This window comes from Williamsia sp. Y844 (assembly GCF_056786475.1).
This window is the reverse complement of sequence record NZ_JBXCJB010000004.1, coordinates 847178-869941: the sequence shown is the minus strand read 5'-3', so window position 1 is coordinate 869941 and position 22764 is coordinate 847178. Positions and strand designations below refer to the sequence as shown.

Annotated in this window: 22 protein-coding genes, 1 tRNA gene and 1 rRNA gene; 15 read left to right on the top strand and 9 right to left on the bottom strand. The window is 63.3% G+C overall.

Annotated features, from left to right (window positions below; all coding sequences use genetic code 11):
• Together rrf and AC1TQG_RS25270 are read left to right on the top strand one after the other, a co-directional pair.
• A 5S ribosomal RNA gene (gene rrf / locus AC1TQG_RS25275) occupies positions 1-101 on the top strand; the annotation flags it as partial.
• Positions 102-493: 392 nt separating this feature from the next.
• The gene (locus tag AC1TQG_RS25270; protein WP_482141377.1) at positions 494-1153 is read left to right on the top strand and encodes a S1 family peptidase; all 660 of its coding nucleotides are present in this window, start codon (positions 494-496) and stop codon (positions 1151-1153) included.
• Between the two features lie 2 nt (positions 1154-1155).
• Here the strand turns inward: AC1TQG_RS25270 and AC1TQG_RS25265 are convergent, their stop codons facing one another.
• Complete coding sequence (locus AC1TQG_RS25265) at positions 1156-1932, bottom strand: MFS transporter (protein WP_482141375.1); 777 nt, start codon at positions 1930-1932, stop codon at positions 1156-1158.
• A 134-nt stretch (positions 1933-2066) separates the two neighbouring features.
• A complete protein-coding gene (locus AC1TQG_RS25260; protein ID WP_482141373.1) occupies positions 2067-4424 on the bottom strand; it encodes a DEAD/DEAH box helicase in 2358 nt (785 codons plus the stop codon).
• A gap of 306 nt (positions 4425-4730) precedes the next feature.
• Here AC1TQG_RS25260 and AC1TQG_RS25255 point away from each other — a divergent pair, with 306 nt between their 5' ends.
• From AC1TQG_RS25255 to topA, 3 genes are all read left to right on the top strand, one after another.
• Complete coding sequence (locus AC1TQG_RS25255; RefSeq protein WP_482141371.1) at positions 4731-4934, top strand: cold-shock protein; 204 nt, start codon at positions 4731-4733, stop codon at positions 4932-4934.
• Between the two features lie 186 nt (positions 4935-5120).
• Entirely contained in the window at positions 5121-5699 is a 579-nt protein-coding gene (locus AC1TQG_RS25250) for a hypothetical protein (RefSeq protein WP_482141370.1), read from the top strand.
• A 172-nt stretch (positions 5700-5871) separates the two neighbouring features.
• Positions 5872-8847, top strand: a complete 2976-nt coding sequence (topA, locus tag AC1TQG_RS25245) for a type I DNA topoisomerase (protein ID WP_482141368.1) — start codon at positions 5872-5874, stop codon at positions 8845-8847.
• Positions 8848-8922: 75 nt separating this feature from the next.
• Here the strand turns inward: topA and AC1TQG_RS25240 are convergent, their stop codons facing one another.
• Positions 8923-10470, bottom strand: coding sequence for an adenylate/guanylate cyclase domain-containing protein (locus AC1TQG_RS25240; RefSeq protein WP_482141366.1), 1548 nt, complete (start codon positions 10468-10470; stop codon positions 8923-8925).
• A 63-nt stretch (positions 10471-10533) separates the two neighbouring features.
• Between AC1TQG_RS25240 and AC1TQG_RS25235 the strand changes: the two genes are divergently transcribed.
• Positions 10534-11787 carry a DNA polymerase III subunit delta' gene (locus AC1TQG_RS25235; RefSeq protein ID WP_482141364.1) on the top strand — a complete coding sequence of 418 codons (1254 nt, stop codon included), beginning with the start codon at positions 10534-10536 and terminating at the stop codon, positions 11785-11787.
• Between the two features lie 28 nt (positions 11788-11815).
• Here AC1TQG_RS25235 and AC1TQG_RS25230 read toward each other — a convergent pair whose 3' ends face one another.
• Positions 11816-12688 carry a hypothetical protein gene (locus AC1TQG_RS25230; RefSeq protein ID WP_482141362.1) on the bottom strand — a complete coding sequence of 291 codons (873 nt, stop codon included), beginning with the start codon at positions 12686-12688 and terminating at the stop codon, positions 11816-11818.
• Between the two features lie 133 nt (positions 12689-12821).
• Between AC1TQG_RS25230 and AC1TQG_RS25225 the strand changes: the two genes are divergently transcribed.
• Complete coding sequence (locus AC1TQG_RS25225; protein WP_482141360.1) at positions 12822-13901, top strand: phosphotransferase; 1080 nt, start codon at positions 12822-12824, stop codon at positions 13899-13901.
• Positions 13902-13961: 60 nt separating this feature from the next.
• Positions 13962-14037 (top strand) — tRNA-Thr (locus tag AC1TQG_RS25220).
• 70 nt (positions 14038-14107) lie between these two features.
• Here the strand turns inward: AC1TQG_RS25220 and AC1TQG_RS25215 are convergent.
• The gene (locus tag AC1TQG_RS25215; protein ID WP_482141358.1) at positions 14108-14248 is read right to left on the bottom strand and encodes an excalibur calcium-binding domain-containing protein; all 141 of its coding nucleotides are present in this window, start codon (positions 14246-14248) and stop codon (positions 14108-14110) included.
• Here AC1TQG_RS25215 and AC1TQG_RS25210 point away from each other — a divergent pair.
• A complete protein-coding gene (locus tag AC1TQG_RS25210) occupies positions 14241-14609 on the top strand; it encodes a hypothetical protein (protein ID WP_482141356.1) in 369 nt (122 codons plus the stop codon). The two genes, AC1TQG_RS25215 and AC1TQG_RS25210, sit on opposite strands and share 8 nt — an antisense overlap.
• Before the next feature lie 499 nt (positions 14610-15108).
• Here AC1TQG_RS25210 and AC1TQG_RS25205 read toward each other — a convergent pair whose 3' ends face one another.
• Entirely contained in the window at positions 15109-15702 is a 594-nt protein-coding gene (locus AC1TQG_RS25205; protein ID WP_482141354.1) for a TetR family transcriptional regulator, read from the bottom strand.
• A 98-nt stretch (positions 15703-15800) separates the two neighbouring features.
• On the opposite strand from AC1TQG_RS25205, the gene AC1TQG_RS25200 reads away from it, so the two are divergent.
• The 4 genes from AC1TQG_RS25200 to AC1TQG_RS25185 are packed head-to-tail and all read left to right on the top strand — an operon-like array spanning position 15801 to position 18210.
• Complete coding sequence (locus AC1TQG_RS25200; RefSeq protein WP_482141352.1) at positions 15801-16544, top strand: hypothetical protein; 744 nt, start codon at positions 15801-15803, stop codon at positions 16542-16544.
• Positions 16541-17293, top strand: a complete 753-nt coding sequence (locus AC1TQG_RS25195; RefSeq protein ID WP_482141350.1) for a hypothetical protein — start codon at positions 16541-16543, stop codon at positions 17291-17293. Before AC1TQG_RS25200 ends, AC1TQG_RS25195 begins: the two co-directional genes overlap by 4 nt.
• Positions 17294-17312: 19 nt before the next feature.
• Complete coding sequence (locus AC1TQG_RS25190) at positions 17313-17903, top strand: cytochrome c oxidase subunit 3 family protein (protein WP_482141348.1); 591 nt, start codon at positions 17313-17315, stop codon at positions 17901-17903.
• Positions 17904-17907: 4 nt separating this feature from the next.
• Entirely contained in the window at positions 17908-18210 is a 303-nt protein-coding gene (locus AC1TQG_RS25185) for a cytochrome C oxidase subunit IV family protein (RefSeq protein ID WP_482141346.1), read from the top strand.
• A gap of 5 nt (positions 18211-18215) precedes the next feature.
• Here AC1TQG_RS25185 and AC1TQG_RS25180 read toward each other — a convergent pair whose 3' ends face one another.
• Positions 18216-19448, bottom strand: a complete 1233-nt coding sequence (locus AC1TQG_RS25180) for a lipase family protein (RefSeq protein WP_482141344.1) — start codon at positions 19446-19448, stop codon at positions 18216-18218.
• A 149-nt stretch (positions 19449-19597) separates the two neighbouring features.
• Between AC1TQG_RS25180 and AC1TQG_RS25175 the strand changes: the two genes are divergently transcribed.
• Complete coding sequence (locus AC1TQG_RS25175) at positions 19598-20374, top strand: PIG-L family deacetylase (protein WP_482141342.1); 777 nt, start codon at positions 19598-19600, stop codon at positions 20372-20374.
• Here the strand turns inward: AC1TQG_RS25175 and AC1TQG_RS25170 are convergent.
• Positions 20371-21039 (bottom strand): 3-oxoacid CoA-transferase subunit B, encoded by a 669-nt coding sequence (locus AC1TQG_RS25170; protein WP_482141341.1) that lies wholly within the window; start codon positions 21037-21039, stop codon positions 20371-20373. The genes AC1TQG_RS25175 and AC1TQG_RS25170 overlap by 4 nt on opposite strands.
• Positions 21039-21812 (bottom strand): CoA transferase subunit A, encoded by a 774-nt coding sequence (locus tag AC1TQG_RS25165; protein WP_482141339.1) that lies wholly within the window; start codon positions 21810-21812, stop codon positions 21039-21041. The genes AC1TQG_RS25170 and AC1TQG_RS25165 overlap by 1 nt, the downstream gene beginning before the upstream one ends.
• 153 nt (positions 21813-21965) lie before the next feature.
• Between AC1TQG_RS25165 and AC1TQG_RS25160 the strand changes: the two genes are divergently transcribed.
• Positions 21966-22736: an IclR family transcriptional regulator gene (locus AC1TQG_RS25160; protein ID WP_482141337.1), complete on the top strand. Its 771-nt coding sequence runs from the start codon at positions 21966-21968 to the stop codon at positions 22734-22736.
• Positions 22737-22764: the final 28 nt, after the last annotated feature.

Below are 22764 nucleotides of genomic sequence, written 5' to 3'. Positions count from 1 at the left end.
GTAGGGAAACGCCCGGTCCCATTCCGAACCCGGAAGCTAAGCCTACCAGCGCCGATGGTACTGCACCTTAATAAGTGTGGGAGAGTAGGACACCGCCGAACACAATTTGCGAATACCCTGTATTCACAGTCCCCGGACTGCGAGTACAGGGTATTTTGCTATCTCCACCCGTTTCTGGTTCCTCTGTGACTGGGAGGAGAACGACAGCACCTTGCTCTGAATGACCGAGACGTGCTGAAGGTCGAGACGGGACGGCCGATTGTGAGCAGCGGGTCCAGGCCTGAGAGCCGTCCTGCAGCAACAACTTTCATAGATACTTCGATCTTGATAGCTGCCACTGGAAGCCAAATTCATGCCTGCGGGTGGCGGTCGGATGCGGCGGCAGCATAGGGTGCGGGGAGACTCGGACGACTACAGGGGAATTGGTGGGGGCTTGATGCGGCGACTGTTGGCAATCGTGACCGGATTTATCGCATTGATCGGGGTGTCCGGTATGACCGCCACTACCGCCAGCGCGGCCCCGCCGGTGGGGCTCGGTGGTGGCGCCGGGATTGTCATCGCCGACAACGCGGTGTGCACGCTGACCACCATCGGCTACGACCGCGCGGACCGCCTGGTCGGTCTCACCGCCGGGCACTGCGGCGGGATCGGCAACAGGATCAAGGCCGAAAAGAGCATGGGCTCAGGCGTGCTCGGCGTGGTGACCGAGTCCAACCTCCAGCGGGACTACGCGGTGATCGAGTTCGACAAGTCCAAGGTGACGCCCCAACGCAGTTACCGGGGGCTGACCATTACCGGGCCCGGCCCACGACCGTCCTTCGGGCAGACAGCTTGTAAGGCGGGTCGCACCACCGGGACCACCTGTGGCGTCGTGTGGGGCAACGACCCGCAGGTACCGACCTTCACCCTGAGCCAGGTCTGTTCCAACCACGGTGACTCCGGCGCACCGATCGTGGTCGGCGACAAGGTCGTCGGACTACTCAACGGTGGACGCATTCTCCGCGACATCGGTGGGACCGGACTCGAGATCGATGTGCCCTGCACCGACCCGAACTTCCCGATCCACAACCCCGCCATCAGCACGCCGATGACAACGATCCTGGCCGACCTGAACGGCCGAAATATCGTGGGCAGCGGTTTCCGGGCGGTCTGACCTCAGGTTCGTTTCACGACGGCGGCGATGCCGGCGACCACCAGTGCGATGCCGGCAACCAAGGTGAGCCACAAACCGAAGCCGACCTCGAATCCCAGCCCCCAGGTGTTCTCGGCATCGCGGACGTCAGCGATGTCGATGACCGCAATCAGGGTGACCAGAGCACCGGTCACCACGGCGATGATGCCGGCAGTGATGTGTAGGCCCGAGCGCTTGGCGACGGCCGCACTGACCACACCAAAGATGCCTGCAACGACACCGAGGGTCGCGGTCAGAATGCCGTCGGTGGCGCCGGTGTCGGAATCACCGATGCCGTTGACGCTCACCGTGCCCGAGATCCACGGCAGGAATGCGGCGATGATGGCGAGGACCGCAAAACCCGCGATCACCCAGCCGATGATCCGGACCGTGGAAGACACCGGTCCGGCCGAATCCGGTTGGGACTGTGCGTACTGCGGCGCCTGACCGTGCTGGGCAGCCTGACCGTACGCAGGGGACTGACCCGGTTGTGGCTGTTGCCCGCCGTAGGGGTTTTGGCCGTACTGCGGCTGGGGAGGCCGAGGTTGTTGGTCGTACGGAGGTACCTGTCCGGACTGCGGCCGACCCGATGGCGGGGGCCCACCGTACTGCGGCTGCGGCGCTCCATATGGCTGCTGCGGCGGCCCACCATATTGCCCCGGTCCCGTACCGGCGGGTGGTGGGGTTGCCGGTGGTGGAGTCGAAGTGGGCCTGATGCGAGTCTGATCGTAGGGGTCGGGTTGCCCGGGCGGTTGCGTCATTGGCTTTACCTTTTTCGGCTGATCGGATTCCTCACGGTAAACCCGTTCGGGCCTTCAGGACACCATCTTCTCCGCCGATCGAGCGACACCGGATCTGCATTTCATGCGGGTGATCGACACCCGGGAACATTTGTTCATTCCTCTGTCGTCACTGGGCTGTCGGAGTCGGAGACCGCAGAACTCGGCAGTTCTCTCAGGATCAGATCGAGTACGCGAATGGAGCCGGCCTTGTCCAGCGGGTCGTTGCCATTTCCGCATTTGGGTGACTGCACACATGACGGACAACCCGACTCGCAACCGCAGTGCGACACAGCATCTCGCGTCGCGCGGATCCAGATGTCAAAAGCCTCGTGACCACGATCGGCAAACCCGGCACCACCGGGATATCCGTCATAGACGAACACCGTCGGCAGACCGGTATCAGGGTGGAGATTCGTTGACAGCCCGCCGATGTCCCATCGGTCGCAAGTCGCGACGAGCGGCAACAGTCCGATGGCCGCGTGCTCGGCGGCGTGCAGCGCGCCGGGGAACATGTCAACGGTGACCCCGATGGCCTCGAGTGTGTCGGGTTCGATCGTGTACATCACCGCACGTGTCGAGAGCGTCTGCGCGGGCATGTCCAATTCGACCGAATCGAGGATCTGCCCGGTATGCAACTTGCGCAGGTACCCGACCACCTGGTGGGTCACGTCGACTCTGACCAGGGCCACGGTCAGCGGTCCAAATGTGTTGGTCTTCATGACGTCTGTGATCTCGACCAGGGTCGTCTCTCGGGCGCTGGTGGTCCAGTCGGGTTCCTCCGGGTGGACCAACGCGAGGCCGTCCTCGAGGTCGAGTTCATCCACGACGTAGCTCTCGCCCCGATGGATGTGAACGGCCCCCGGGTGCACGCTTGACATCGCCCGGCCCGAGTCGACGGTTCCGAGTAGTTGGGCGGTGGTTTCGTCGACGATCATCACCTGTCCGCCGATGCCGCCACGGATGTCGATGTCGGCGTGTGGTTCGACACCGGGCGCGACATACCAGCCCGCCTTGCGGTGTCGGATGAGTCCGCGGGCCGCCATGTCCTCGAGTAGCTCGCGTGCACCGAAGGCGTCGACCTCAGATTCTTTGAGTGGCAATTCTGCTGCTGCGCAGAGCAATTGCGGACCGAGGACGTAGGGGTTGGTCGGATCGGTGACGGTGGCCTCAACCGGCTTGTCCAACAATGCTTCCGGATGATTGACCAGGTAAGTGTCGAGTGGGTCGTCGCGCGCGACGAGAACCACCAATGAACCCTCGCCGCGTCGCCCGGCTCGTCCGGCCTGTTGCCAGAATGAGGCGACCGTACCCGGGAAACCTGCCACCACAATGGCATCGAGTCCGCTGATGTCCACCCCGAGTTCCAAGGCATTGGTGGTGGCGACGCCGAGCAGCTTTCCGTCGGCCAGATCGCGTTCGAGCGCCCGCCGATCATCAGCAAGGTAACCCGCACGATAGGCCGCCACCCGCGGCGCCAACTCCGGGTCAACCTGTTCGAGAATGCGTTTGGCCGATAGCGCCGTGAGTTCGACGCCGCGCCGACTACGCACGAAGCAGAGCGTTCGTGCACCTTCGAGCACCAGGTCGGCGAGTATGCGCGCGGCTTCGGCACCTGCTTGCCGCCGGACCGGGGCGCCGTGTTCGCCGCTCATCCCGGGGATGAAGGCGGGCTCCCACAATGCCACTGTGCGTGCGCCATGCGGTGAACCGTCCTCGGTGATCTCGGCGCAGTCGGCTCCGATCATGCGGCTCATCGCTGCGCCGGGACTGCCCGATGTCGCACTCGCGCCGATCACCACGGGATTGGCTCCCGCCGCTCGGGCAATCCGCAGTAGGCGGCGGATGACCAGTGCTGTGTGTGAGCCGAATACGCCACGGTAATGGTGGCATTCGTCGACGACGATGAATGCCAGACCTCTCATGAAATGTCGCCATCGTGCGTGCGAAGAGAGGATGCCGATATGGAGCATGTCCGGATTTGTGAATATCCACCGAGAATGTTGTCGCGCCCATTGCCGAATGGCCGGTTCGGTATCGCCGTCGTAGGCGCACGGTTGTAGGTGCAGGAACTCTTTATGTCCGGCCAGTAACGAACTCACGGAACGCAACTGGTCAGAGCCGAGTGCCTTGGTGGGGGATAGATAGAGAGCGGTTGCTCGCGGATCTTCCAGGAGTCGGGTGAGGATGGGGACCTGGTACGCAAGGGATTTGCCCGAGGCCGTGCCGGTCGCCAGCACCACATGACGTCCGGCGTGAGCGTGTTCCGCGGCGGCGACCTGGTGGGACCATGGTTGGCGGATGCCGGAATCGATCAATACTTGGCGGACCGGATCGCTGACCCACGTCGGCCAGTCGGTGAAACTCGCTGTCCGACTTGGGATTAAGGTCTTATGGGTCAGGGGTGATTCGTCGGGACCGACGCCCGCCAGCGTCCGGGCGAGCAGTTGGGAGCCGAAGTCGGAGCTACTCATTGATCCAGTTCATCACCCCGTAATATTACCTACTGTGAAGTGTGGATTGCGAAGTCGGCCATGATTTGAATCAGTTTGACTTTCTGACTGTTGTGTACGCCCAGAACATGATTGACTTGTTGTGGTCGCAGCTTCTGGGGGGCGGTTCAAGATAGTGGTCAGTCTCTTGGGATCGTGTTGCGGGCGTGGTACTGAAGGTCAGTGTGCGGGGGCACCCGTAAACGGCGCCAGAAGGTATGGCGGTCGGAACCGGCCCGACGTGGGTAACTCCCCGTCGTATCCGGTGAAAGAAAAGGAATACAAAGAATGGCTCAGGGAACTGTGAAGTGGTTCAACGCGGAAAAGGGCTTCGGCTTCATTGCGCCAGATGACGGACCCGACGATGTGTTTGTCCACTACTCCGAGATTCAGGGATCCGGTTTCCGCACTCTCGAGGAGAGCCAGCGGGTCGAGTTCGAGGTCGGTCAGGGAACGAAAGGTCCGCAGGCCACGGGTGTTCGAGGGCTGTAGCGGCACCCTTCAATAAGATCGCAATCGCCCATCGAGGGCACTTCATCGAGGACCTTCGCACTGCGTGAAGTGCCTCTGATTTTTATCCGGCACCGCAATCGGGTGTTCGGCGTCTCACCCCCGAGTGTCGTGGCCACGGCGTCGGGGGTCAGTCGTTTTCGGGTGAAAATACCGTACGGTTCTAACGTGGGTCAGCTGTCGATGTTCTCCGCGGAGACCGACGAGCCGTCGCTTGACGATCTCGCCGGGATCTTGGCGACCGCCGGCCAGATCGCGGTGAATGCCCTGGGCGCGCGTCTGTCGGTGGTGGTTTCCGAGGACTGGCGCGCTCAGGCCCTGGCCGAAGAGTTCGAGCGCAGCGGTGTTGCTGCGGAGATCTCACTGTCGTCTGAAGGTTCACCCCTGGTCGGCACGGTCACCACCACCGAACTCGAGGACCTCTACCGCGCCTGGACCAAGGGCGCGATCAAAACGATGCCCCCGAATTGGGTGCCGGGACCCCGCGCGCTGCGGTTGTGGGTCATCGCGGCGGGTCGCCGTGACGCCGAGCGGTACGTACTGGGCCTTGATCCTCACGCTCCCGACTCGCACGGTTCTCTGGCGACCGCGGTGATGCGGGCGGGGATCGCGCCGACTCTGGTGGGTACACGCGGCGCCACTCCGGCGTTGCGTATCGCCGGAAAACGGCGGTTGTCGCGCCTGATCGAGTCGATCGGTGAACCACCGGACATTTCGGGCGCGGCGGCACATTGGCCATTAATTTGATCAAATTTCCGACGATTTGCTCTCTGAACTGCGGATACACCCTGTTCAAAGGTGCGGTACCGACGGCCTGATCAGGCTCTTCTCGGGTGCCAGGCGGCATACTCGGATGTCACTACCGCTATACATAAGGTACAAACGGCCAGAAGAACCATGAAAGGTGCAGGCAACTACGGTGGCGGATTCAGATACAACAGCTCGCGGGACAGGTAAGGCAGTGCGCCGTCTCGTGATCGTCGAGTCCCCGACGAAGGCCCGCAAGATCTCGTCGTACCTCGGCCCGAATTACGTGGTGGAGTCCTCGCGCGGTCACATTCGCGACCTGCCGCGTGGCGCCGCCGATGTGCCGGCCAAATACAAGGGTCAGCCGTGGGCTCGGCTCGGTGTGAACGTCGATGAGAACTTCGAACCTCTGTACGTGGTCTCGCCGGACAAGAAGTCGACCGTCACCGAGCTCAAGGCTCTGTTGAAGGACGTCGACGAGCTTTACCTCGCGACAGACGGTGACCGCGAGGGTGAAGCCATCGCCTGGCACCTGCTCGACACGCTCAAGCCCAAGGTTCCGGTCAAGCGGATGGTCTTCCACGAGATCACCGAATCAGCAATTCGCGCTGCCGCCGAAAACCCGCGTGACCTCGACGAAGACTTGGTCGACGCGCAGGAAACCCGACGTATCCTCGACCGTCTCTACGGATATGAGGTCTCGCCGGTCCTGTGGAAGAAGGTCATGCCGAAGCTGTCGGCAGGGCGTGTGCAGTCGGTTGCCACTCGAATCATCGTCGAACGTGAACGTGAACGGATGGCGTTCCGGTCGGCCGAGTACTGGGATATCGCCGCCACGCTGGACGCCGGGGAATCGGCAAAGCCGCGTAGCTTCGGCGCTCGCCTGGTCAGCGTCGATGGCGCGCGGGTGGCCAGCGGCCGCGATTTCGATTCGACGGGCGGCCTGAAGAAGGACGACGTCACTGTTCTGGACGAAGCCCGTGCGGTGGCGCTGGCCTCGGGCCTGCGTGGTGCGTCGCTCTCGGTCACCTCGGTGGAGGAGAAGCCCTACACCCGCAAGCCGTATGCGCCGTTCATGACCTCGACCCTGCAGCAGGAGGCCGGCCGCAAGCTGCGGTTCACCTCCGATCGCACCATGCGGGTGGCGCAGCGGCTGTACGAAAACGGCTACATCACCTACATGCGTACCGACTCGACCACGTTGTCGGAATCGGCGATCACCGCTGCCCGGAACCAGGCGCGGGACCTCTACGGTGCCGATTTCGTCCATCCGACGCCGCGGCAATACACCCGCAAGGTCAAGAATGCGCAAGAGGCGCACGAGGCCATCCGTCCGGCCGGTGAGTCGTTCCGGACCCCCGGCCAGGTCGCCTCCGCGTTGCAGTCCGACGAGTTCAAGCTCTACGAGCTGATCTGGCAGCGCACGGTCGCCTCTCAGATGGCCGACGTGCGTGGCACCACCATGAGCCTGCGGATCAGCGGCAACGCCAGTACCGGTGAGACCTGTACCTTCGCTGCGTCCGGTCGCACCATCACGTTCCCCGGATTCCTGTCCGCGTACGTGGAGACCGTCGACGAGCAGGCCGGCGGGACCGCCGACGATGCCGAGAGTCGACTGCCGAATCTTGTTCAGGGACAGTCGCTCACCGCGACCGATCTGAATCCGGACGGTCACACCACCAATCCGCCGGCACGCTACACCGAGGCATCTTTGGTGAAGACGTTGGAAGAGTTGGGCATTGGCCGTCCGTCGACCTATGCGTCGATCATCGGCACCATCCAGGACCGCGGATACGTGCACAAGAAGGGTTCGGCCCTGGTGCCGTCCTGGATCGCATTCGCGGTGGTCGGATTGCTCGAGGCGTACTTCAAACGCCTTGTCGACTACGACTTCACGGCCACACTCGAAGACGATCTCGATCAGATCGCCCGGGGTGCCGAGAATCGCACAGATTGGTTGACCCGCTTCTACTTCGGCAAGGAAGGCGCCGAAGGGCAAGAAGGCACCGGACTCAAGAAGCTCGTCGGTGTGAACCTCGAAGAGATCGACGCGCGCGAGGTCAATTCGATCCGCCTGTTCGACGACGAGCAGGGTCGCCCGGTGTACGTGCGGGTTGGCCGGTTCGGGCCCTACCTCGAGCGCACGATCACACCGGAAGGTGGGGGAGAGCCGGAGTCTCAGCGGGCAAACCTGCCCGACGACATCACGCCGGATGAGCTGACGCTGGATCTGGCCGAAAAGCTTTTCAGCACACCGCAAGAGGGCCGCGTGCTCGGTGTCGATCCGCTTTCCGGCAACGAAATCGTTGCCAAGGAAGGGCGTTTCGGGCCGTACGTCACCGAGATCCTGCCGGAGCCCGAAGACGAAGGTGGAGAAGGCGGCACCGTGCCCGCCCTGACCCCGCCGCCGGCGCCGACTCCGCTCGACGAGGGTGTCACGCCACTGGACGCCCCGTCCGGTGACACGTTGACCGCCACCAAGAAGGCGACGGCCAAGAAGACTGCCAAAAAGGCGGCGAAGAAGGCTGGACCGAAGCCTCGGACCGGATCGCTGTTCAAGTCGATGGATATCGCGTCGGTGACCCTCGACGACGCCCTCAAGTTGCTGTCGTTGCCCCGTCTGGTCGGCAAAGACGAAGAAGGTCAAGAGATCACCGCGCAGAACGGTCGGTACGGGCCGTATCTCAAGCGCGGCACCGACTCTCGTTCGCTGACGTCCGAAGACCAGATCTTCGACATCACGCTCGACGAGGCGCTCAAGATCTATGCCGAGCCGAAGCGTCGGGGTCGGGCAGCTGCCGCGCCGCCGCTGCGTGAGCTCGGGAATGATCCGGTTTCGGAGAGCCCGATGGTGATCAAGGACGGCCGGTTCGGTCCGTACGTCACCGACGGTGAGACCAACGCGAGCCTGCGCAAGGATGACGACGTCGCGTCGATCACCGACGAACGCGCGTCGGAGTTGCTGGCGGACCGGCGAGCTCGCGGTCCGGCGAAGAAGACCGCCAAAAAGGCCGCGAAGAAGGCTCCGGCCAAGAAGACTGCAGCAAAGAAGACGGCGGCCAAGAAGGCCACCGCCAAGAAGGCTCCGGCCAAAAAGGCTCCGGCCAAAAAGGCTGCAGCCAAGAAAGCTGCACCCGAATCAGATTGACGCCATGATCGGCCCCCAGGGTGGGCGCCGAGGGTACATACCCCTCGGCACCCACCTACGGGGACGATGTGGGATCTAAGGGTTGATGGCGTAGTTCGGTCTGGCCAAGCGGGTTTCGATCCCGCGGCCGCGCAATTCGATGCCCTCGCCGATATCCCAGTGTGCGGCCTCGGTGGCGGAGGCGAGATAGACCGCGCGGGCCGATCCGAGGACGCGACTCGGTTCGTATTTGGCCAGGTCGGTCAATCGGGCGGCCTCGTTCACCGGGTCGCCGATGACGGTGTATTCGAAGCGTTGCTGTGAGCCGATGTGCCCGGCGATGGCCTTGCCCGCCGACACCCCGATACCGATGTCGGTGTCACCGAGGGCCGCGTCGAGTTCCTGGCGCAGGATGCGGGCGGCCGCGAGCGCCTGGCCGGCGAAGTCTTCCATGTCGAGCGGTGCGCCGAAGATGGCCAGCGCCGCGTCACCCTGGAACTTGTTGACGAAGCCACCATGACGTCCGACCACATCGACGATCACCCGGAAGAACTCGTTGAGCAGATCGACGACTTCACGCGGAGGCAGGTTGACGGCCAGGCTGGTCGAACCGACGATGTCGACGAACAGCACGCCGACATAGCGTTCTTCGCCGCCGAGCTCGGTGCCGCTCTCGATGGCCCGCCGGGCGACATCCTCGCCCACATAGCGGCCGAACAGGTTTCGCAGTTCCTGGCGTTCGCGAACGTCGGCGACCATCTCGTTGAAGCCGGCCTGCAGCAGGCCCAGATCGCTGCCATCGTAAATGCGGACGGAGGTGTCGAGGTTGCCCTCACGCACCTCGTGTTGCGCCAGGGTCAGCTGCTTGATCGGGTCGGCGATGGCGGAGACGACACGCACCACGCCGATCGAACCGAACACCAGGGCGGCGCCGGCCATCCACAGGATGGGCCGTTGCAGGCCTTCGGCGTCGGTGTCGATGATGCCGACCTTCTGGCCGACGACCAGCGCGATGATCACGGCCAGTGGGGCGGCCACGCTGATCACCCAGAACAGGATGATGCGTTGGGTGACGCTGGGTGCGGTCGCGGCTTCGGGATTGTTCGCCATCGCCGCGACGGTGATCGGGCGCAGGATCTTCTCGGACTGCATATAACCCAGCACCGACGTCACCAGAGCGCCGACAAATGACCCAAGGGCCACCACGATCGCTGTGCGACCTGACTGGGACAGACTCAGCAACGAGAACACCACGCCGCCGACAAGCCACAGCCCGCCGTGGACGAGCATCAGCAGTAGGGGCAGTCGAAGTGCGCGTCGCCGGGCGGCCTCGTTGTCGGGACGGGATCGTCGTCGGTGCCAGACCAGCACCGGCAAGGAAAGTCGGATTGTCGCGTATGCGCTGACCATGCCGGCCAGGACGAGATAGATGACAAAGATCAGCTGGCCGACTCCGCTGATCTGGGACAGGCTGACAGAAGTCTTCTCGGGGAGTCCGAAACGGAGGAAGGCAAAGGTGAACAGGGCTCCGGCGATATTGGCCCGAAGCATGTCCAGTGCCAACACCGGCCACGGTGTGCGCACCAGCCAGCGCAACGTGTGCCACGCATGTTGCAGCTGTGACTGTCTCTCTACCACGTGCATACGGTAGCTGGCCGCTTGCAGGAGTTAAGCATCGCTGTCCGGCCTTCGAGATAGGGTTGACCTGTGACAACAGTGTTCGATCGGCTCGTCGGCCAGCATGCGGTCGTGGCCGAACTCACATCAGCGGCCATCGCCGCAGCCCAGCTGGCCGCGATCCGTGAGCGCGAGTCTCACGGTGAGGTTCCAATTGAGGACCACGACGGACCGCGACACGGCTCGTCGGCGATGACCCACGCCTGGCTCTTCACCGGGCCTCCCGGGTCGGGGCGTTCGATCGCCGCGCAGTGTTTTGCCGCGGCACTGCAGTGCGAGACGCCGGACGCGCCGGGGTGCGGGCGGTGTCATGCCTGCACGACGGTGATGGCCGGGACCCACTCCGATGTCCGGCGGATCGTGCCGGAGGGTCTGTCGATCAGTGTGAAGGGCATGCGGGACATCGTGCAGACCGCGGCGCGTCGGCCGAGTGTCGGTCGGTGGCAGGTTGTTCTCATCGAGGACGCTGATCGACTGACCGAGGCGGCAGGCAACGCGTTGCTCAAGGCCGTGGAAGAGCCGCCGCCGCGCACGGTGTTCCTTCTGTGCGCGCCGAGCATCGACCCCGAGGACATCTCGGTGACCCTTCGCTCGCGCAGTCGGCACGTGCCGCTGGTGATGCCCAGCGCCGCAGCCATCAGTGAAGTTCTCATCGCGCAGGACTCCATCGAGCCGTCACTTGCTCAGTGGGCGGCGTCGGTGTGTGGTGGCCACGTGGGTCGGGCCCGCCGTCTGGCCACCGATCAGCAGTCGCGCGACGAGCGCACGCAGGCGTTGGGGTTGGCCAGAGCCGCGACATCGAGTGCGCGGGCGTATCAGGCGGCCGAAGAGCTCGTGAAGTCCGCGGAGGCCGCTGCGAAGGCGATCAGCGCCAAGCTGGACGAGGCCGAAACCGAGGAGATGCGGATGGCGCTGGGCGCCGGAGGCACCGGTAAGGGTGCGGCCGGGGCGCTACGCGGATCGGCAGGCATCCTGAAGGACCTCGAGAAGCGGCAGAAATCGCGGCAGACGCGCACCAGCCGCGATCTCCTCGATCGGGCGTTGGTGGATCTGGCAGCACTGTTCCGTGATGCGCTGACCGCGTCCTACGGCGCCAGAGTGGTTGCGATGCACCCGGATATGGCCGAACAGACTCAGGGGATGGCGCGGTACGCGTCGCGCGAAGAGCTGCTGACCTGCGTGGAGGCAGTGCTCGAATGTCGGGAGGTGCTCGGGCTCAACGTGAAACCCAAGTTTGCCGTCGACGCGATGGTTGCCAAAATCGGTATGGCTCTGCGACATTGACCGTTCGGGGCATTGACGCGCGCACGGCTCAGATGAATCGACTGAGCGCGTCGAAGAACATGCCGTGATTCTCGATTGCGACGGCCTTTTTGACGGGGTCGTACTGCGTGATCTGTTGCACCCGACCGCCGTACCAGAAAAAGGTGTGAGGGCTGATGGTGCCGCCGGGTGCGTCGGCGGCCTGCCTGTGGGTGTAACCGATCATCTCTCGGAGGGCGACCGTTGACTGCAGGTTGGTCACCGGGTGGAGCATCAGGAGATGGTCATGCGGGACGCTGAACAACACACCGTGTTCCGCGCTGCCCAGGACAGTGTCGATCACCTTCGGCATGTTCAGGGCCTTCGTGGCAACAAAAAGTGATGGACCTTGTAGAGCGGTGATCGCGCTGGTGCCGGCAACGGGGTGCTCCATGGCGTCAAAGGTTTCGGCGTCGGTGTTGCGTTGGCCGGCCTGGTACAGCAGATCGAGGTCACGGGAAGCGATACTCCGGTCGGTCAGGGTTTCGACGGTGGTCGACAGGTCGCGGCACAGATGTACCACCAGGTTGCCGACGAACGGGCGTGCATAATTTGTCGTGAGTACGGGATCGACGGCGGTGTCCGTTTCCAGCCGGGTGCGTACCTCAGCGAGCAACGCCGGTTCAGTCAACTCCTCGGCATCAGGAGCGCTCAGACCTTTGAAGTGCTGACGGAAGTAGTACTCGACGTAGTCGGCCCATTCGTCCTCCGGCAGGGACTGGCAGGTGCGGAGGAGGGTGTGGAGAAAGTAGCGCTCGGAGTCGGGGCCGAGTAGATAGACGTCGCCATACTGGGGGTCGTCGACGGGGCGCACCTCGACACCGAGTTCGGCCAGTGCCGCAATCGACAAGGCCACCACCCGCAGTTCCGCGTTCTCGGCCATCAAACCTCCTCTGCGCAACCCTACTGATCAGGGCTGACAGTCCAACTGATCAGGCCGAACCCGCTCATCGAGGTGGTCGCCGGTCTTACCATCGAATGAGTTCATCAACTCAGCAGATGCCCTGGAGCCGGCCATGATCGAGCTGCCCACGCCCGACGAATCCACATTGTGTGACGTCGCGCAGCAGTTGAAAATCGGGCAGTACGTCGACCACCGTTCGGAGCCGCTCGAATTCGACGTCGCAGCGCCGGGGACGGCCGGTCTGTGGCGGGTCCACCTGCGTGGCGAGCAGGGACAGGCGTCGGCGGTGGTCAAGGTGTTACGCCATCCGGCGAAGTGGCCGGTGCTGGCCGAGCTGGCTCCGCCGGTTCAAGAGTTCTTCCTGCGCACGTTTCCCTGGTCGCAGGACCCGGACGTGCTGTCAGAGGTGGCGGCGCGCTGCCCCGAGGGGTTGCGGACGGTGACATTGTTGGGCACGCAGTGGCACGGTTCGCACATGCGATCGATGTGGCTGGAGGATCTCGGTGATGTCCAACTATTCTCCACCGCAGGTGAATTCGAGAATGCAGCGCGCCTGTTGGGCGAGCTGTCAGGCAACCGGGCGGCAGCCGGATCGCCGTTGTCGCAGGAGTTCGACGACGGGTTTGCGCTGTCGATGATCGCGCACAGTCGCGTTCAGGCATCGGACCTGAATCTGCTTGCCGAGATGCTGGCCGAACCCCTCGACAATTCAATCCCGACGGACCTCATCAACGACCTGCTGTGGGTCGGCGATCACATCGAGCTCCTCCTTGCCGACCTGTCGGAGCTCCCTCAGACGCCGGTGCACGGCGACGCTGCGCCGGACAACCTTGTTGCCGATCCGAGTGGCGGTGGGAGGACCGTGCTCATCGACCTGGCGCAGATGCCACGTCACGCGGTGGGATTCGATCTCGGTCAGTTGGTGTTCGGACGTCACAGTCCGGTGCTGGGGTTGGGGGAAGACGTCATCGACCGGATCGTCGAGGAGTACACCGCCGGGCTGGTCGCCCGTGGGATGAACGTCGACGCGTCGACCGTGTGGGCCGGCTTTGTCGGTTCCGCGGTGATCCGAAACGGGTTCGAGGTCGCAGGCGCTACCACCGACCTCGCGGAGAAGATCGCGGCGGCGCAGTATCTGGCCCAAAAGTCCTTTGACCTGGGCTTGGTTCCCCCTCACCTGCCGGTCACCTGAGCCGGTTTGGTCCTCGGCGTGACCGCTGGATAGACTGGCTGGCGCTGCCTGGTGCAGCACGCCGCCTTAGCTCAGTCGGTAGAGCGCTTCACTCGTAATGAAAAGGTCGCGAGTTCGATTCTCGCAGGCGGCTCCACGAAAAATCCCTTCTCCTGTACTGACAGGGGAAGGGATTTTTGTTTCGAGTTGTCCGAGCGCGGGCGAGCCTATTTTTCGCAGGCCACGCCGTCGCGGTCTCTGTCGAGATCTGTGCTGTAACCGGGGTCGCCTGCGCGGATCGGCGCGGCACCGGCGGCGCGGACCTCAGCGCAATTCTTGTAGTAAGTGGAGTCGGATACGTTGGGCACCTCGGGCTCCACCACCTCCGGTGGCGTGTATGTCGCTTCGGTGGTGGTCGGTACGACTGGCACTGGCGTCGCCGTTGTCGTGGTGACGGGCACCAGGGTCGCCGTTGTCGTGGTGACGGGCGCCGGCCTCGTCGTTGTTGTCGTGGTGGCGGTGGTGGTTGTTGAGGTCGACGGGGTGAGTGAACTGGTGGTCACCTTTGTGGAAGCCGGGGTGCTGGTTTTGGTAGTGTCGCTCGAATCGGAGCATCCGGTGGTGCTTGCACCGATGATCAGTGCGGCACCGACGGCCAGTATCCAACGACTACGCATGAGTATCCCCAATTCGACATCAGGGTCTCTCGTGAGTCCCAAGGATGTTTAGTTTTCCGCACTTTGATCCACGGAGCCAGCACCCGAATAGATGAATAGTGCTCGTCAAGGATCTGAAAGTTACTGATTGCGAACCGTATTCGCGACCACCGCGGATGCCTGCGTCAGTGTCGTTTCGCTCTGTACTGAGTATCGATTGGACTTCGTTCTTTGGTGCGGTTCTGGTTGACCCTGAAGGGTTCTGAATACTCAACGCTCGTTCTGAATGCTGACCAAAGAACAGCTCCGAAACGTGGGTCTTGAATGTGCCGGTGCCAGTGACGTTTCCGGCGCGCCGGTCTTACCCACGTCACGAATGGCGCAGTGCGGCGGATGGCCGCAGCTGTCGCTGCACCTAACACCCCTGTCAACCGAAGGCTACGTCAGCACGTGTGGTCCCCGGCAACCTCACCCGTGACTCAGCCGAGATCTACCTGAGTTTGTCGCCCGATTGCGGGACCCGCGCGATGGCGCCGAAGCAGGGTGAAAACTGGCTGAACCCCGAAGCGGCCTCATTGAGATGCGACCGTCATACCCTGCAAAGCGATGGTCACGTATTTCTCGACGATTGGCGTACGTGCCTCGGGGGATTCGGGGATGGTGACCAAGAGGGCGTACATGCCGAGTAGATAGAAGACACCGTGGTGAAAGACGTCGGTTTCTGGTGGCAATTCGCCGCGGTCGCGGGCTCGTTCCAGCTCCTGAATCACCGCGATGATCACCGGGTGATGTTCCCACTCTTCCTGGGGCGGGCGAGTGGTTGAGAAATGCAGTGCCAGAAAGTCTTTGAACAGCTTGCTGCCCAGTCGCCCTTCGAGGTCCTCGAGCTCGCGGACCATCTGGGTCAACGTGTCTTCGACGGTGTGGGTGGTGTCGAAGAACTTTGCCAAGCTCTCTGCGATCCGGAGTTCCTCGCGGCGCTCGAGTTCGAGCAGGACATGTTCTTTGGTTGGGAAGTGGAAGAAGAAGGTCCCGTGCGCCACGCCTGCTGCGGAGACGATGGTGGCGATGTCGGCCGCCGCCATCCCGTCGCGTTGGAACTCGGCGACCGCCGCTTCCAAGAGTCGCTCGCGGGTGGCAAGTCGCTTGGTCTCGCGCGTCGACACCTTGTCCGTAACCGAAATGGTCCACCTCCTGCTCGACCCCCGGCACGAGTCTAGCGAATTCACTGACTTCAGTCAGCCAGGCGTGGTTTCCTCGATACATGCAGTTCCTCGTCGAGGCCGAAGATCTCCCGAAGACCGCGAATATCCGGACACAGCTCGTCGCACTGTGGACGGGGCCGGTGTTTGCCGTGGTGATGCTGATTGCGTTTGTCGCTTTCCCGGGCTTTTGGCCGCCGATGCCGCCCACCATGCCTGCCGAGGAGGTCGCCGCGTTCTACCGCGACAACACCGCGTGGATCCGATTCAGCATGGTCACCTACAACCTCTGCGGCGTCATGCTTTTGCCGTTCTTCCTGGTGATCGTGGTGCAGATGAAACGGATGGCCACGCAGAGCCACGTGTTCGCCTACTGCTACCTCACCGCGGCGGTCAGCGGTGCCACCATTTTTGCCCTCTCCAACATCTTTTTCCTGGTCGCGGCGTTCCGTCCGGATCGCAACCCGGAACTGGTCCTTCTGCTGAATGACCTCGCATGGATCACGTTCATCGCGCCGATCGGCATGGTGGTCGCGCAGTTCTTGCTACTGGCGATCGCCGTCTATTTCGACAACGGACCCAACCCGGTTTTCCCGCGCTGGGTAGGTCATTACTCGCTTGCGACCGCGATCGCGATGCTCCCCGCCGCCGGTGCCGCAGTGGCCAAGACCGGGCCGCTGGCCTGGGACGGTCTGCTGTCGTTCTGGCTGCGCAACGGCGCCGTCGCAGCCTTTGTGATCGTGATGTTCTTCGTGCTCCGCGCAGCGCTGCAGCGCCAGGGCGCCGAAGAAGGTGTGGCGCGATGAGCATCCTGCTGCCGGGGCGGGGACTGTCTGACGCCGACCAGCCGGAGCAGGCGGGCAAGCCTGATGTCTGGATCGTCTACTGGATCTTTCCGGCGTTCTATGCGATCTTCGGGGCCGTCTTCGTGCTGCTGGCCAGGGTCACTCCGCCGCCGCGCCCCGACGTCGGTGACCAGCAGGCGGTGGACTTCTTCCACGCCCACGCCGCGACCATCCAGGTCGGATTCACGCTGCTGCTGGTGATTCTCGGCGGTGCGGCGCTGACCAATGGCCTGATTTTCTACCACATGAAGCGGATGTCGTGCGGGTCCGTGTTCGCCTACGGCTACATGGGCGGCATGGCGGTCGGGGCGGTGCCGGGGTTCCTTCTCGTTGCGGTCGTCTTCCTGACCGCAACGTTCCGCGCCGATCGGGATCCGCAGCAACTGGGGATGCTGTACGACCTGGGCCTGCTCTCGTACAACGGATCGTTGGGATGTTTCACGGCCGCATACTTTGCACTGGCTGTGGCGATTTTGTATGACAAGAACGAGATCTTCCCCAAATGGTTTGCCTACGTGACGATTTGGCAGATCGTAACCGAAGTCATCGCAACCCAGATGTTTGTCTTCGATTCGGGGCCATTCGCCTGGAACGGCTCGATCTCGTTCTGGTGGGCGGTGGTGGTGTTCAGTGTCTGGCTGTGCGGAATGATCGTGCTGCTCAGGATCGCCACCGCGAAAGAACCCATCGATTCCCCGCCGCTCGACTGAACAACCAAGGACCTGGTCAGTGACAAAATCTCTGTCATCGGAACCGATTTCCGTCAACGAGCGGGATGGACACCTGCCTGGCGATGGCCACATGTGGGTCATGGTGCTCGGCGACATGGTCATCTTCGGTGGCTACTTCATCATTTTCATGGTGCATCGGTCCATGTCGCCGGATGCCTATCTGGCGTCGCAGCAGCATCTCGACATCAACCTCGGTGTGGTCAATACAATTGTGCTGCTGACGAGTTCATGGTTCATCGCGCGCAGTGTCCACGCTGCACGGGCCGGTGATCCGGACCGGGCCGTACGTCTTATCTATGCCTGCGGTGCACTCGGGATGGTGTTCATCGGCATCAAGGCGTATGAGTGGTGGTCGAAGATCTCGCAGGGCTACACCAATTCCGATGAGTTCTTCTCGTTCTACTACGTGCTCACCGGCGTGCATCTGCTCCATGTGCTCATCGGCCTGGTGGTGATGGGAGTTGTTGTGCGCGAACTTCGCAACCCCCGGCGCCGACGTGTCTCGATGGTCGAATCCGGGGCCACCTACTGGCACATGGTCGACCTGCTGTGGGTTGTCATTTTTGCGCTGCTCTACGTGATGAGGTGAACCGGTGACCACGACAACTGATCGGGTCGAGCGCGGCGATCGATCGACCCGTGCCATCAACTACGCATGGATCGTGTTGTGTGGCATCACGATCGGATCATGGTGGCTGGCACCCGGACATGCCGGCGATTCGACCGGTGCCAGTGTCGCGATCACGGTCACCGTGATCGTGCTGGGTTTCATCAAGGGCCGGCTGATCATTCGGTACTTCATGGAGGTGCGATCGGCTCCGAAGTGGCTGAAGACGGCCACCGACGCCTGGCTTCTTGTTCTCTGGACCGCGATCCTGGTGATCTATCTTCTTTGAAAGCGTCAGCAGGTGCTCGGCGCCGGGATCCCCCGGAAGCGTTCATCGAGATAGTTCAACGCCACGGGTGCGCCCAAGACCGCAGTCGTCAGGTGGTCGGGGCTCGGGATCTGGGCGGAGTCGACCTTTGTCCCCGCGGCGCAGTAGCGCCTGATAGTGTTCTCGATCGCTGCGACAGGGATCAACGCGTCATTCGGCGCATGCCATTCGAAAATGGGGATGGTCGGGACACCGGCGTACAGTTCGACGCTGTTCTCATCGAGCACGGCGCGAGCCCGCGGGTCCGAGGCCAGCGACTCCGATGACGCGACCATTCGTGCGCTCAAGCCGGCTCCGCCCGCGAGGATGTCGTTGGTGCACCCGTTGGCCATCTGATTGCGCAGCGCCAAACCTCGGGCGTTGAGTTGCTCGCTGATGGGAAGCCGGTCGGGATACTCCCTCTCCAGGCCGATGGCCGCCGCAAACGCAAGTCCAAAAGCCGGATGAGGTTGCAGGCCAAGACCTTCGGCCATCTGGGTGAGGTTCATCGGAACACCGCCCTCGGCGGCGCCCACGATGTCGAGATCCGGCGCGTAGGTAGGTTGCAGAGCGGCCGCCCAGGCGGTGGCCATCCCGCCCCCGGAGTATCCGACCATTGCCACCGGGCTCTGGTCGGTGTTCGACTGCGGTAGCGCCTGGACTGCCCGGATGCCGTCGAGGGTGATCTGTCCACCCAGCTTGGCGGCACCGTAGGCGCTGTTCGGGCCGAGGTGGTCGGGCAGGGCCACGCTCCAGCCGCGGGCAAGTGCGACGTTCAGACCAGGCGCCTCTCGGATCGCGAGATTCGGGTCTGAGGTGTACAACTCCTGCGACACAGCACATTTGGTGCCCAGGCCGTTGATGATGTGCTGATACGACAGCAGCGGCCCGTTGTTCTGGTGGCCTCGCGGGGTGAGCAGTGTGGTCGTCGCTGCGATCGGTTCGCCCTCGGAGCTCGTGGACCGGAACTTGATGAGAGTGACTGTGGTGTCAGGGAATGCGGGCAAAGCGGGCATCGGGCGGGCCGCGAGGACGTCCCCCGGTGTCTTGTCCGCGAGGTCCGGGGGTTGCTGGTAGAACCGATCCGGTAACGGCGTCGGGTACAGCGGTGCTGCTCCGGCCGGTACGGGGGACATGAGCGCCCCGATGAGCACGGCAATGCACAGGGTCAGGGTCGTCGTCGACAGGCGGTATCGGCTGGTGATGTGTGAACGCGGCATGAGTGTTATCCCCCAAGGTGATCTCATGGTGGCGACTTCGCGCACAGGTTAACCGAGATTAATGTTTGTTCGCGCGGATTCGGGTGAATTACTTCAGTGGCTAGACTGCAGTGTTCGGTCCTGCGGTACCGCTGAGCAAGGGATAGGTCATGAGTGTTCTTGTATGTTTTCACGCGCATCCCGACGATGAGGTGTTCGGGACCGGCGGCACGATGCGCCAAGCCTCTGAGGCCGGACATCGGGTTGTGCTTGTCACTGCCACCGACGGCGCCGCCGGGGAGTTCCCGGAGGGGATCCTCGCCGACGGTGAATCACTGATCGAACGGCGGCGCGATGAACTGGCGAAGTCGGCGGAGGCGCTGGGTGTGGATCGTGTTGTGATGCTGGGATTTTCGGATTCCGGTATGGCGGGGACTCCCGAGAACGACAACCCGCAGGCGTTTGCGAATCTCCCGGTGGAGACTTCGGCGCAGGCGCTGGCAGACATCCTGACCGAAGAGCGGGCCGATGTCGTGACGTTCTACGACAGCTACGGCGGTTACGGCCACCCCGACCACATCCAGGTACATCATGTGGGGCTGCGGGCCTCGCAGATCGCCGGGACACCCCACGCGTACGAGAGCGTGATGAACCGTGACCACTTCCGCGCGCTGGTCAAGGCCAACGCCCAGTGGGATGCCGAGGACGCACCCAACATAGACAAGATCGGGGTCCCGGGCGATCAGATCACCACGGAAGTCGACGTGACCGCGTTCATCGAGGCCAAGCGGGCGGCGATGGTTGCGCATGCCACGCAGGTCGGCGACTTCGGACCGTTCCTGGACATGCCCGTCGACGCGTTGCGGGCGGCCTTCGGCCTGGAGTGGTTCCGCCGCGCCGGCGAAACCCACCACTCCGGGCCGAAGGAGACCGCGCTTCCGCTTTAGGCCGGCGAAGCCAACTCAACCGTGAGGGGTGCTCCGGTGGCTGCGATGACGTCGTCGGCGGTCACTCCCGGTGCGAGTTCCTTCAGCACCAGCGTGCCGTCGCCGACGATGTCGATGATGCCCAGGTTGGTGATGATCTGGTTGACCACACCCTGGCCGGTCAGCGGCAGGGTGCAGGTCTCGAGGATCTTCGGGTTACCGGCGCGGTCGGTGTGCTCCATCAGGACGATGACGCGGGCGGCGCCGTGGACGAGGTCCATCGCCCCGCCCATGCCCTTGACCATCTTGCCGGGGACCATCCAGTTGGCGAGGTCGCCGGTCTTGGAGACCTGCATGCCACCGAGTACCGCGGTGTCGATGTGGCCGCCGCGGATCATGCCGAAGGACAGGGCCGAATCGAAGAATGCCGCACCGGGATTGACGGTGACCGTTTCTTTTCCGGCGTTGATGAGGTCGGCGTCGACAGCGTCATCGGTGGGGTAGCCGCCGGTGCCGAGGATGCCGTTCTCCGAATGCAGGGTGACCCGGACATCGTTGCCGAGATACGTCGGGATGAGGGTGGGCAGACCGATGCCGAGATTGACGTACTCGCCGTCGATCATCTCGGCCGCCGCGCGGGCGGCCATCTGGTCGCGGGTCCATCCGGTGACCGTGGGGGCAGACATCACTTGGCTCCTTCGGTTGCGACGGTGCGCTTTTCGATCTTCTTCTCCTGGGGTCCGGTGTGCACGATGCGCTGGACGAAGACGCCAGGCAGGTGCACCGCTCCCGGATCGATCTCGCCCGGTTCGACGAGTCGCTCGACCTGCGCGATCGTGATCTTGCCCGCCATCGCGGCCAGGGGATTGAAGTTCATGGCGGTCTTGTTGAAGACCAGGTTGCCGTCGGTGTCGCCGAGTTCGGCATGTACGAGCGCGAAGTCGGCGTTGATGCCCTCTTCCAGGACGTACCGCTTGTCGCCGAAGACGCGGGTCTCCTTGGGCGGGGACGAAATGGCGATGGAACCATCGGGTGCGTAACGCCAGGGCATGCCACCGTCCGAGATGGGGCTGCCGACGCCGGCCGGGGTGTAGAAGCCGGGGATGCCCGCGCCGCCGGCACGCAGGCGCTCGGCCAAGGTGCCCTGCGGGGTCAGTTCGACCTCGAGTTCGCCTGCCAGGTACTGCCGGGCGAACTCCTTGTTCTCACCGACGTAGGAGGCGGTGACCCGGCGGATCCGGCCGAGACCCAGCAGGATGCCGAGCCCTTGATTGTCGACGCCGCAGTTGTTGGAGAAGACCTCGAGCTCGGCGGCCTTCGTCTCCGCCAGTGCCTCGATCAGCGCATCGGGGATTCCGCACAGCCCGAATCCTCCGACGGCCAGCGATGCGCCGTCCTTGATGTCGGCGACTGCGCTCGCGGCCGACTCGTAGACCTTTGAACTCACTATTTCTCCCATTCGCTTCTTCGGGCAATCGGTCGCGTCCATACAGCAAACGCCGACGATGTCGGGTTTCAGTCAACAACCTTGCTGCTCGGGGGATCAAGTGAACCGGCAAATCGTCGCGAAAGTGGTCGCGGAGCGATCAGTGACGTCAGGTACGTTCATCTGATGAACGCGAATTCGCCGTCTCGCTCGCACGTGGTCGCCCGGGTGGGTGCGCTCCTGCGGGCGGTGGGTTCCGCCGAGCCGGGCGGTGCCTCGACCACCGATCTGGGCAAAGCCACCGACCTGGCGCGGCCCACGGCCCACCGGCTGTTGACCTCGCTGGCCGAGGAAGGACTCATCGACCGGGACCTGGAGACCGGACGGTGGCGGCTCGGTCCCGAGTTGTATCTGCTCGGGGTGGGTGCGGCCAATCGATACGACATCAGCGATCAGGCCCACGATGTCCTGATCAAGCTCGCTCGTGAGACCGGGGAGAGTGCGTTCCTGTCGGCTCGGCGCGGCGATGAGACCGTCTGTCTGCTCTGGGAAGAGGGCAGCTTCCCGCTCCGGTCCCATGTGCTGCACGAGGGGATCCGGTTCCCGTTGGGTGTGGCCTCGGCGGGTCTTTCGATTCTCAGTCATCTCCCGGACCGCGACGTCGACGACTACTTCTCCCGGATGAAGCCCGAGAAAGATTGGGGCCCAGTGCATTCAGAGGAAAATATTCGGGAACGCATCGCGTTGACCAAACGTACCGGCTACGCGGTCAATCCGGCGCTGATCGTGGACGGCAGCTGGGGCATCGGCGCGGCGGTGTTCGACCGGACCGGACGACCCGCATGGGCATTGAGTCTGACGGGGGTGCAGACCCGCTTTCGGGATGAGCGGATCGGAGAGATGGGCGTTCTGCTACTCGAACAGGCGCACCTGCTGTCCGGCAGACTCAAATCCTGACAAAGTCAATACTTTGAATCGTTCTGAT

Coding starts and splice junctions, on each gene's coding strand:
- AC1TQG_RS25270 (WP_482141377.1), top strand. CDS start 494: ATGACCGCCACTACCGCCAGCGCGGCCCCGCCGGTGGGGCTCGGTGGT.
- AC1TQG_RS25265 (WP_482141375.1), bottom strand. CDS start 1,932: ATGACGCAACCGCCCGGGCAACCCGACCCCTACGATCAGACTCGCATC.
- AC1TQG_RS25260 (WP_482141373.1), bottom strand. CDS start 4,424: ATGAGTAGCTCCGACTTCGGCTCCCAACTGCTCGCCCGGACGCTGGCG.
- AC1TQG_RS25255 (WP_482141371.1), top strand. CDS start 4,731: ATGGCTCAGGGAACTGTGAAGTGGTTCAACGCGGAAAAGGGCTTCGGC.
- AC1TQG_RS25240 (WP_482141366.1), bottom strand. CDS start 10,470: ATGCACGTGGTAGAGAGACAGTCACAGCTGCAACATGCGTGGCACACG.
- AC1TQG_RS25230 (WP_482141362.1), bottom strand. CDS start 12,688: ATGGCCGAGAACGCGGAACTGCGGGTGGTGGCCTTGTCGATTGCGGCA.
- AC1TQG_RS25225 (WP_482141360.1), top strand. CDS start 12,822: ATGATCGAGCTGCCCACGCCCGACGAATCCACATTGTGTGACGTCGCG.
- AC1TQG_RS25200 (WP_482141352.1), top strand. CDS start 15,801: ATGCAGTTCCTCGTCGAGGCCGAAGATCTCCCGAAGACCGCGAATATC.
- AC1TQG_RS25195 (WP_482141350.1), top strand. CDS start 16,541: ATGAGCATCCTGCTGCCGGGGCGGGGACTGTCTGACGCCGACCAGCCG.
- AC1TQG_RS25180 (WP_482141344.1), bottom strand. CDS start 19,448: ATGCCGCGTTCACACATCACCAGCCGATACCGCCTGTCGACGACGACC.
- AC1TQG_RS25175 (WP_482141342.1), top strand. CDS start 19,598: ATGAGTGTTCTTGTATGTTTTCACGCGCATCCCGACGATGAGGTGTTC.
- AC1TQG_RS25170 (WP_482141341.1), bottom strand. CDS start 21,039: ATGTCTGCCCCCACGGTCACCGGATGGACCCGCGACCAGATGGCCGCC.
- AC1TQG_RS25165 (WP_482141339.1), bottom strand. CDS start 21,812: ATGGGAGAAATAGTGAGTTCAAAGGTCTACGAGTCGGCCGCGAGCGCA.
- AC1TQG_RS25160 (WP_482141337.1), top strand. CDS start 21,966: ATGAACGCGAATTCGCCGTCTCGCTCGCACGTGGTCGCCCGGGTGGGT.